Source organism: Streptomyces sp. NPDC027672, assembly GCF_055566335.1.
The window spans coordinates 24,196-32,752 of the sequence record NZ_JBVHSO010000026.1; the positions used below are offsets into that span (position 1 = coordinate 24,196).

At 69.4% G+C, this 8,557-nt stretch carries 9 protein-coding genes; 3 read left to right on the plus strand and 6 right to left on the minus strand.

Annotation, left to right across the window (positions count from 1 at the left end; all coding sequences use genetic code 11):
* Window positions 1-94: 94 nt before the first annotated feature.
* Window positions 95-694, plus strand: coding sequence for a TetR/AcrR family transcriptional regulator (locus ACZ4SV_RS35855; RefSeq protein ID WP_365883801.1), 600 nt, complete (start codon window positions 95-97; stop codon window positions 692-694).
* A 9-nt stretch (window positions 695-703) separates the two neighbouring features.
* Here the strand turns inward: ACZ4SV_RS35855 and ACZ4SV_RS35860 are convergent, their stop codons facing one another.
* Window positions 704-1,255 carry a M23 family metallopeptidase gene (locus ACZ4SV_RS35860; protein ID WP_468011175.1) on the minus strand — a complete coding sequence of 184 codons (552 nt, stop codon included), beginning with the start codon at window positions 1,253-1,255 and terminating at the stop codon, window positions 704-706.
* A gap of 465 nt (window positions 1,256-1,720) precedes the next feature.
* Between ACZ4SV_RS35860 and ACZ4SV_RS35865 the strand changes: the two genes are divergently transcribed.
* Complete coding sequence (locus ACZ4SV_RS35865; protein ID WP_468011179.1) at window positions 1,721-2,452, plus strand: HAD family acid phosphatase; 732 nt, start codon at window positions 1,721-1,723, stop codon at window positions 2,450-2,452.
* Window positions 2,453-2,564: 112 nt separating this feature from the next.
* Here ACZ4SV_RS35865 and ACZ4SV_RS35870 read toward each other — a convergent pair whose 3' ends face one another.
* Entirely contained in the window at window positions 2,565-5,090 is a 2,526-nt protein-coding gene (locus ACZ4SV_RS35870; protein ID WP_365941961.1) for an ATP-dependent Clp protease ATP-binding subunit, read from the minus strand.
* Between the two features lie 430 nt (window positions 5,091-5,520).
* Here ACZ4SV_RS35870 and ACZ4SV_RS35875 point away from each other — a divergent pair, with 430 nt between their 5' ends.
* The gene (locus tag ACZ4SV_RS35875; protein WP_468011184.1) at window positions 5,521-6,237 is read left to right on the plus strand and encodes an SCO3374 family protein; all 717 of its coding nucleotides are present in this window, start codon (window positions 5,521-5,523) and stop codon (window positions 6,235-6,237) included.
* Here the strand turns inward: ACZ4SV_RS35875 and ACZ4SV_RS35880 are convergent.
* The 4 genes from ACZ4SV_RS35880 to ACZ4SV_RS35895 all read right to left on the minus strand — a co-directional run bounded on the left by ACZ4SV_RS35880 (window position 6,216) and on the right by ACZ4SV_RS35895 (window position 8,073).
* Window positions 6,216-6,551, minus strand: coding sequence for a histone-like nucleoid-structuring protein Lsr2 (locus ACZ4SV_RS35880; protein ID WP_059251614.1), 336 nt, complete (start codon window positions 6,549-6,551; stop codon window positions 6,216-6,218). The two genes, ACZ4SV_RS35875 and ACZ4SV_RS35880, sit on opposite strands and share 22 nt — an antisense overlap.
* A gap of 205 nt (window positions 6,552-6,756) precedes the next feature.
* The gene (locus tag ACZ4SV_RS35885; protein ID WP_365875489.1) at window positions 6,757-7,290 is read right to left on the minus strand and encodes an amino-acid N-acetyltransferase; all 534 of its coding nucleotides are present in this window, start codon (window positions 7,288-7,290) and stop codon (window positions 6,757-6,759) included.
* Between the two features lie 9 nt (window positions 7,291-7,299).
* Window positions 7,300-7,722 carry a BlaI/MecI/CopY family transcriptional regulator gene (locus ACZ4SV_RS35890; RefSeq protein WP_468011189.1) on the minus strand — a complete coding sequence of 141 codons (423 nt, stop codon included), beginning with the start codon at window positions 7,720-7,722 and terminating at the stop codon, window positions 7,300-7,302.
* 177 nt (window positions 7,723-7,899) lie between these two features.
* Window positions 7,900-8,073 carry a hypothetical protein gene (locus ACZ4SV_RS35895; RefSeq protein WP_365875485.1) on the minus strand — a complete coding sequence of 58 codons (174 nt, stop codon included), beginning with the start codon at window positions 8,071-8,073 and terminating at the stop codon, window positions 7,900-7,902.
* Window positions 8,074-8,557: the final 484 nt, after the last annotated feature.

Here is an 8,557-nt window from a genome sequence, read left to right on the forward strand (position 1 = left end):
CTTGCCGCCCGGCTAGTTATCACTACACTGGGACGGTAGACGCGCTACTAGCCGGGCGTCAAGTAAGTTTCTCGGGAGCGCGAGGAGTACGAGGATGGGCCTCACCATGGACGGCACCAAGCACCAGCGCCGCGGCAACACCCGCCAGCGCATCCAGGACGTGGCACTCGCACTCTTCGCGGAGCAGGGTTACGAGAAGACCTCCCTGCGGGAGATCGCCGAGCGCCTCGACGTCACCAAGGCGGCCCTGTACTACCACTTCAAGACCAAGGAAGAGATCATCGCCAGCCTCTTCGAGGACCTGACGAAACCGATCGAGGGTCTGATCGACTGGGGCAGAGGGCAGCCGCACACGCTGGCCACCAAAGAAGAGATCATCCGCCGCTACAGCGAGGCGCTCGCGGGCGCCGAACCGCTCTTCCGCTTCATGCAGGAGAACCAGGCGACGGTGCGGGAACTGCGCATCGGCGACATCTTCAAGGACCGGATGCGCGGACTGCGGGACATCCTCGTCGACCCCGAGTCCGAGCTGGTGGACCAGGTCCGCTCGGTCAGCGCGCTGTTCACGCTGCACGCCGGGATGTTCGTGATGCAGGACCTCGAAGGCGACTCCGAGAAGAGGCGCGAGGCCGTTCTCGAAGTCGCCCTGGACATGGTCGGGCAGGCGCACCGGCACGCCCGCGAGACGCGTTAGAGAACCGGGTCAGACCTTGACGCCCTGGGCGCGCAGGAACGCGACCGGGTCGACGGCGGAGCCGTAGTTCGGGGTCGTACGGATCTCGAAGTGCAGGTGGGGACCGGTGGAGTTGCCGGTGGAGCCGGACAGGGCGATGTGCTGGCCGGTGCCCACGACCTGGCCGATCCGGACGTCGATCCGGGACAGGTGCGCGTACTGCGAGTAGGTGCCGTTGCCGTGCTTGATGACGATGGCGTTGCCGTACGCCGGGCCGTCGCCGGCGCCGTTCGGGCCGGCCTTGACGACGGTGCCGCCGTGCGCGGCGAGGACCTCGGTGCCGGTCGGCACGGCGAAGTCCTGGCCGCTGTGCTTGGCGACCCAGTGGCTGCCGGCCTGCATGAAGCTGGCGGAGAGGGTGTACGTCTTCACCGGGTCGACCCAGGAGGTGGCGGGGGCGGTGGCGGCGCTCGCGAGCCCGGTGCCCAGCACGGCCGTGGTGCCGACTCCGGCGGCCAGGACGGCCACGCGGTTGCGGAGCGAGGACGTACGGGAAGAGCGGGACGTGAAGCGTCGGAACATCGTGACCTCGTGTACTCGGGGACTTGTGGGCCACCCGGCGCACAGACGTCCACAAAGACATCTGCCCGAAGCGGCCATCCCTTGGTAACCGACCACCCCGAGCCCTGACAAAAGCCCCATCTACGGCATCATCTAGTAGATGACCCCGAAACGACCCGGCTCTTGACACCCGCTCCGCCGGACGGACACCCCCTCTGACTACGGGGTTTTCCCTTGGGGCCTTCAGGCGTGAATGTCCCTTTTATCCGCCTATTTCCACTCACGATGTGCCTTAGTAGGCTACTTACCGCCTGTGCCGCTTATCACCGGCGGGATAAAAAGGCGGCCCCGGAATTGTGACGCGGGCCTCTCCGCACCTACCGTCCGGTAACCCTGCGGTTCCCCGCTCGCCATCCCCGGCTCGGAGCATGTCCCTGACATTCAGGACGCGTCCGGACGCGCGTCCGGACGTGAGAGGACCCCCACGTGACGACCACCCGCCCCCGGGCGCGCCGCGGCCCCGTGACCGCCGTCTGCCTGGCCGCCGCCTCCGTGGCCGCCCTGGCCACCCTGACCGCCCCGGCCGAGGCCGCTACGACCGGCACGGGCCCCTCGCCCGCGACCCTGGCTGCCTCACCCGCGGCCCCGGCTGCCTCGCCCGCGGTTGGGGCCGCCACGCCCGTCGTTGGGGCCCGCTCCGCCCCTGCCCCGGCCTCCGCCGCCAAGGTGGACTACGCCGCCTGGCAGCGGGACTGCCAGGCGGTCATGGACCAGGCTCTGCCGTACCTGAAGCAGCGCATAGCCGCCGCCCGGCCCGGCGAGAGGCAGGCGGTCGTCTTCGACATCGACAACACCGCGCTGGAGACCGACTTCGGCTTCAGCTACCCGCAGCCCGCCAACAAGCCCGTCCTGGCCGTCGCCCGCTACGCCCAGGAGCACGGCGTCTCGCTCTTCTTCGTCACCGCCCGCCCCGGCGTCCTGTACTGGCCCACCGCGTACAACCTCCGGCACGACGGCTACGACGTCTCCGGGCTGCGCGTGCGCGGCCTGTCCGACCTCTTCAAGGACGTCGCCGCCTACAAGACCGCGCAGCGCGCCGGCATCGAGGACGACGGCTACACGATCCTCGCGAACATCGGCAACAACGCCTCGGACCTGTCCGGCGGGCACGCCGAGAAGACGTACAAACTGCCCGACTACGACGGCCGGTTGTCGTAGCCGAGCACCGCGGGCGCCCGCGCCCCGGCGGCGGCCGGAGCGCGGGCGCGCAGACGAGAGGGGCCGGTGCCCGAAGGCACCGGCCCCTCTCGTCGGTCCGACCGCAGGAGGCTTACGCGTCCTTGCTCAGGTTGGGTCCGGCCCCGCCCGCGGCCTGCTCGATCGGCGGGACGTCCGGCAGTGCCGACTTCTCCTCACCCCGGAAGGTGAAGGTGACGGTGTCGCCCTCGCCCTCGGTGTCCACGACCACGATGTGACCGGGGCGCAGCTCGCCGAAGAGGATCTTCTCCGAGAGCGTGTCCTCGATCTCGCGCTGGATCGTGCGGCGCAGCGGCCGGGCGCCCAGCACCGGGTCGTAACCCTTCTTGGCCAGCAGCTCCTTGGCGGACTGGGACAGCTCCAGGCCCATGTCCCGGTCCTTCAGGCGCTCGTCCACCTTGTCGACCATCAGGTCGACGATCCGCAGGATGTCCTCCTGCGTCAGCTGCGGGAAGACGACCACGTCGTCGACGCGGTTGAGGAACTCGGGGCGGAAGTGCTGCTTCAGCTCGTCCGACACCTTGTTCTTCATGCGCTCGTAGTTGGTCTTCGTGTCACCCGAGGCCGCGAAGCCCAGGTTGAAGCCCTTGGAGATGTCCCGGGTGCCGAGGTTGGTCGTCATGATGATGACCGTGTTCTTGAAGTCCACGACCCGGCCCTGGGAGTCGGTCAGACGACCGTCCTCCAGGATCTGCAGCAGCGAGTTGAAGATGTCCGGGTGGGCCTTCTCGACCTCGTCGAAGAGGACGACGGAGAACGGCTTGCGGCGCACCTTCTCGGTCAGCTGGCCGCCCTCCTCGTACCCCACGTAGCCGGGGGGCGAGCCGAAGAGACGCGAGACCGTGTGCTTCTCGCTGAACTCCGACATGTCGAGGGAGATCAGCGCGTCCTCGTCACCGAAGAGGAACTCCGCGAGCGCCTTGGACAGCTCGGTTTTACCGACACCGGACGGGCCGGCGAAGATGAACGAACCACCCGGACGCTTCGGGTCCTTGAGCCCGGCGCGGGTACGGCGGATCGCCTTCGACAACGCCTTGACGGCGTCGTTCTGGCCGATGACCCGCTTGTGCAGCTCGTCCTCCATGCGGAGCAGACGGCTGGACTCCTCCTCGGTCAGCTTGAAGACCGGGATGCCGGTGGCCGTGGCGAGGACCTCGGCGATCAGCTCGCCGTCGACCTCGGCGACGACGTCCATGTCGCCGGCCTTCCACTCCTTCTCCCGCTTCGCCTTGGCGGCCAGGAGCTGCTTCTCCTTGTCGCGCAGCGAGGCGGCCTTCTCGAAGTCCTGCGAGTCGATCGCGGACTCCTTGTCGCGGCGGACGCCGGCGATCTTCTCGTCGAACTCGCGCAGGTCCGGCGGAGCGGTCATCCGGCGGATGCGCATCCGGGAACCGGCCTCGTCGATCAGGTCGATCGCCTTGTCCGGCAGGAAGCGGTCCGAGATGTACCGGTCGGCCAGGGTGGCCGCCTGGACCAGGGCCTCGTCCGTGATGGAGACGCGGTGGTGCGCCTCGTACCGGTCGCGCAGGCCCTTGAGGATCTCGATCGTGTGCGGCAGGGACGGCTCGGCGACCTGGATGGGCTGGAAGCGGCGCTCCAGGGCCGCGTCTTTCTCCAGGTGCTTGCGGTACTCGTCCAGCGTGGTCGCGCCGATGGTCTGGAGTTCACCGCGGGCCAGCATCGGCTTCAGGATGCTCGCCGCGTCGATGGCGCCCTCGGCGGCACCCGCACCGACCAGCGTGTGCAGCTCGTCGATGAACAGGATGATGTCGCCGCGGGTGCGGATCTCCTTGAGGACCTTCTTCAGGCGCTCTTCGAAGTCACCCCGGTAGCGGGAGCCGGCGACGAGGGCGCCGAGGTCCAGCGTGTAGAGGTGCTTGTCCTTGAGCGTCTCGGGCACCTCGCCCTTGACGATGGCCTGGGCGAGGCCCTCGACGACGGCGGTCTTGCCGACGCCGGGCTCACCGATCAGCACCGGGTTGTTCTTGGTGCGGCGGGACAGCACCTGCATGACCCGCTCGATTTCCTTCTCGCGCCCGATGACCGGGTCCAGCTTGGACTCACGAGCGGCCTGGGTGAGATTCCGGCCGAACTGGTCCAGGACGAGAGAGGTCGAGGGGGTGCCCTCGGCCGGGCCGCCCGCGGTGGCGGTCTCCTTGCCCTGGTAACCGGAGAGCAGCTGGATGACCTGCTGCCGCACCCGGTTGAGGTCTGCACCCAGCTTGACCAGGACCTGGGCGGCGACGCCCTCGCCCTCGCGGATCAGGCCGAGCAGGATGTGCTCCGTGCCGATGTAGTTGTGGCCCAGCTGAAGGGCCTCGCGGAGCGACAGCTCCAGGACCTTCTTGGCACGGGGGGTGAAGGGGATGTGGCCGGACGGGGCCTGCTGGCCCTGACCGATGATCTCCTCCACCTGCTGGCGGACCGCCTCAAGCGAAATGCCGAGGCTCTCCAGGGCCTTAGCGGCGACACCTTCGCCCTCGTGGATGAGACCCAGGAGGATGTGCTCGGTGCCGATGTAGTTGTGGTTGAGCATCCGGGCTTCTTCCTGAGCCAGGACGACAACCCGCCGCGCGCGGTCGGTGAACCTCTCGAACATCGTTAATCGCTCCTCAGAGCGGTCAGGCAGTGGGGGGAACTTCCCCTCCCTGTCCTTCCGCAGCTTAGTCCCGCAAGCGGGGACCGCTCATTCCAACTGCCGACACCGTCGATGGCCTCCTGACCCCGAACGCCGACATCTGCTCCAACCCGATGGTGCGAGACGATGTTCCCGCAGGCCAGGCAGTTACCCCACTCGCCAGTACGCCGTTGGCGAACGTGAGACGGCCCATTCTGCGTGTCGCCCCCTCCCACTAGGCATGTCTTACCCGCGGGCACCGACACTCCATGCCGAGCGCACCGGTTCCCTCCGCTACGGGCGAACAACCTTGCGTCCCCCCGGGCCCGCGCGCCTCCCCATTCCCGGCACGGTGCGCAGCCGACAGGACACCCAGCGTAACCCGCACGGCCTCGCGGCGGTTGCACCCGGCATGGCTGGCTCCGTCCCCCTGACATCCGCGCTCCCCCTTCCCCGCCGGCCCTCCGGACCGGGCGCACCGGCCGCCGGCGCCCCGCCGGCCGGCCCGGAGGCCCGGGCCCGGCACTGGTACGAGAACGAACTGGGGTGGCCGACCGTGCCCGGACGGCCGCTGCGGCTGCTCACGGGGGTGCGGTTCGACGCGCTGGACGTGCCGGCCGAGGCGGGCGCGCACGCGCTCCGGCATCTCGCGCCGGACTCACCGGTGCTCCTGCGGGGTGACCGGATGGCGCTGCTGGTGGCGCCGGGCAGCGCCGAGGAACTGCCCGGGCTGCTGGACTGGCTGGAATGGGGCCCGGTCCCGCTGGACCTGCGCGTCCTCGGGCCGGGCGGCACGCTTCAAGCTCCGGTGCCGGCCGGTCCCGGGCGGCGCGCCTTCGCGCGGGAGGCCGCCGGGTCCGCGCAGGGGGCCGCGGTGTGGCTGCGGCCCCCCGGACCGGGACCCGGGGCCGGGACCTCGCTGCCGGCCATGCCGGGCATGCCAGGTGGTGCGCCGGGTACGCCGGGTGTGGCGGCCGGATCGGCCGCGGGGAACGCGGGCGCGGGGAGCGCCCCCGATCTCGTGCGCCTGGTGGACACGGTGGCAGCGCACTGTCACCGCGTCCGGCTGCGGCGCGTGCGCGCCGGGTGTCCCGCCGGGCGGCGGGATCAGCCGTTGGCCTTCTCGTAGGCCTCGCGGATCGACGCGGGAACCCGGCCGCGGTCGTTGACCTCGTAGCCGTTCTCCTTCGCCCAGGCGCGGATGGCCGCGGTGTCCTGGTTGCCGCCGGAAGCGGCACGCGCCTTTCCACGCCCGCCCGAAGCACGGCCGCCGGTGCGGCGCCCGCCCTTCACATAGGGATCAAGAAGGCTGCGCAGCTTGTCCGCATTGGCAGTCGTGAGATCGATCTCGTACGTCTTGCCGTCCAGCGCGAACGTCACCGTCTCGTCCGCCTCGCCGCCGTCGAGGTCGTCGACAAGAAGGACCTGAACCTTCTGTGCCACCGCATTTCCTTTCATCGATAACGTTGAGGGGGCAGGGGGTGTGCGGCGTCCGCCGTTTCGCCGCCCCTGTTATATGCAGTACTGCAGTACGTCGGAAAGCAAACCGCTTTTGCCGGAAAAACACAAACCCTCGGGAGAGCCTCAGCGGTCCGCCCGCGTCCGGAAACATGCGCGTTTCGGACATAGGGCACCTGGGCAATGAGGATCACAGATGCAGAAGCATCCGGCTGTTGCCCAAGGTGTTCGGCTTCACTCGTTCGAGACCGAGGAACTCCGCGACGCCCTCGTCATAGGAACGCAACAGCTCGGCGTACACATCGGTGTCGACCGGTGTCTCCCCGATCTCCACGAAGCCGTGCTTCGCGAAGAAGTCCACTTCGAAGGTGAGGCAGAAAACGCGTCGAACGCCGAGCCAGCGCGCGGTGTGGAGCAACTTCTCCAGCAACTGATGGCCCACGCCGGCGCCCTTGAGGCCGGGCTTCACCGCCAGAGTCCGCACTTCCGCCAGGTCCTCCCACATGACGTGCAGCGCGCCGCACCCGACGACCTCGGCGTTGTCGTCGCGTTCGGCGACCCAGAACTCCTGGATGTCCTCGTAAAGCGTGACCATGGCTTTGTCGAGCAGGATGCGGTCACGGACGTAGGCGTCGAGGAGGCGGCGGACGGCCGGGACATCGCCGGTCCGGGCCCGCCGGACAGTGATGGCTTTTGCGGAGACTTCGGGACGCTCTGCTGACATGAGCGGACGCTATCGCCCGGCCGCGTCCTCCGCCGAGCCGGGGTTCTCCTCTTGCCGGGCTTCCGGGGCTTCGCGTTGCCGGGCCGGGGGCGCTTCCCGGGTTTCTTCCGGCCCCTGGACGATGCGTACGGCGTCCCTGAGGGCCTGGCGCTGTTCCTCGCTCATCATGCCGAAGAAGGCGACGAGAGCGGCGGCCGGGTTGTCGCTCTGCGACCAGGCCTCGTTCATCAGGGCCGCGGCGTAGGCGGCGCGTGTCGACACGGCCTCATATCGATAGGCCCGGCCTTCGGCCTCCCGGCGCACCCAGCCCTTCTGATGGAGATTGTCCAAAACGGTCATCACCGTGGTGTAGGCGATCGACCGTTCCTGCTGGAGGTCTTCCAGGACTTCTCGAACGGTCACCGGGCGGTTCCACTTCCACACCCGCGTCATGACCGCGTCTTCGAGTTCTCCCAATGGGCGAGGCACAGCTCAGAACAATAGTGGGAGATCCCGGCAATGGCGTGCCGGACGTGCGCTATGGCGGCAAACGCGGGCAAAAAGGGCGCGTACGGGCCGCGCCCGCCTGCTCGGGCGCGGGGCGCGGACCGCGTGCCGTCCGGGCGTGGCTCAGACGTCGGCGGGGCGCGCGGAGGCGGCTTCCACGCGCGCGAGAGCGGCGTCGACGGCCGCGTCCTCCTTGGCCTTGGCGGCCCCGCCCTGGGTCTTCACGATCACCCTGACCACACCGATGAAGAACGCGGCCATGACGACCGGGGGCACGAGCGCGGAGACGTAGTCCATGCCTCCAGAGTAGCCACGGGACACCGGGCGAAAGGTACGGGGTACACGACTGCGCGTCGCGCCCCACCGAGAACAACCCCGCTCCACGAACCCTCCGGGCGAACACCCCTCCGACCCGCGCCACGGCCCGACAGCCGCCGCCACGGACACCCCGGCGGCTGCGGGCCTGGCCACACGTCCGCACGGCGATACGGATGAGAGGAACGCACCCGGCCCCGGCCGGGGCGAGGCAGGACTACGGCCACCCGACAGGCCCGGCCACGCCCGCGCGGGGCGAAGCAGGTGGCGAGAGGGGCCCGACTACCGGCGAGGCCGGCCCCAACGCCCCAGCGGCGCCGCCACGCGCCCGCGCGGCGGGACGGGCCAGTGCCCGCGCCCGGGTCAGGCCAAGGCTAGGCAGTCTCGTTTGGATCATCGGGCGGACCAGAGGAAGATGCCCGCGATGTGAAGTCCGGCCAGGTAGATGGTGGCGGTCTTCTCGTAG

What these genes read in the sequence shown, in the direction of transcription:
- ACZ4SV_RS35855 (WP_365883801.1), top strand. Translation starts at nt 95, where the DNA reads ATGGGCCTCACCATGGACGGCACCAAGCACCAGCGCCGCGGCAACACC.
- ACZ4SV_RS35890 (WP_468011189.1), bottom strand. Translation starts at nt 7,722, where the DNA reads ATGACGCGGGTGTGGAAGTGGAACCGCCCGGTGACCGTTCGAGAAGTC.
- ACZ4SV_RS35875 (WP_468011184.1), top strand. Translation starts at nt 5,521, where the DNA reads ATGGCTGGCTCCGTCCCCCTGACATCCGCGCTCCCCCTTCCCCGCCGG.
- ACZ4SV_RS35895 (WP_365875485.1), bottom strand. Translation starts at nt 8,073, where the DNA reads ATGGACTACGTCTCCGCGCTCGTGCCCCCGGTCGTCATGGCCGCGTTC.
- ACZ4SV_RS35870 (WP_365941961.1), bottom strand. Translation starts at nt 5,090, where the DNA reads ATGTTCGAGAGGTTCACCGACCGCGCGCGGCGGGTTGTCGTCCTGGCT.
- ACZ4SV_RS35885 (WP_365875489.1), bottom strand. Translation starts at nt 7,290, where the DNA reads ATGTCAGCAGAGCGTCCCGAAGTCTCCGCAAAAGCCATCACTGTCCGG.
- ACZ4SV_RS35860 (WP_468011175.1), bottom strand. Translation starts at nt 1,255, where the DNA reads ATGTTCCGACGCTTCACGTCCCGCTCTTCCCGTACGTCCTCGCTCCGC.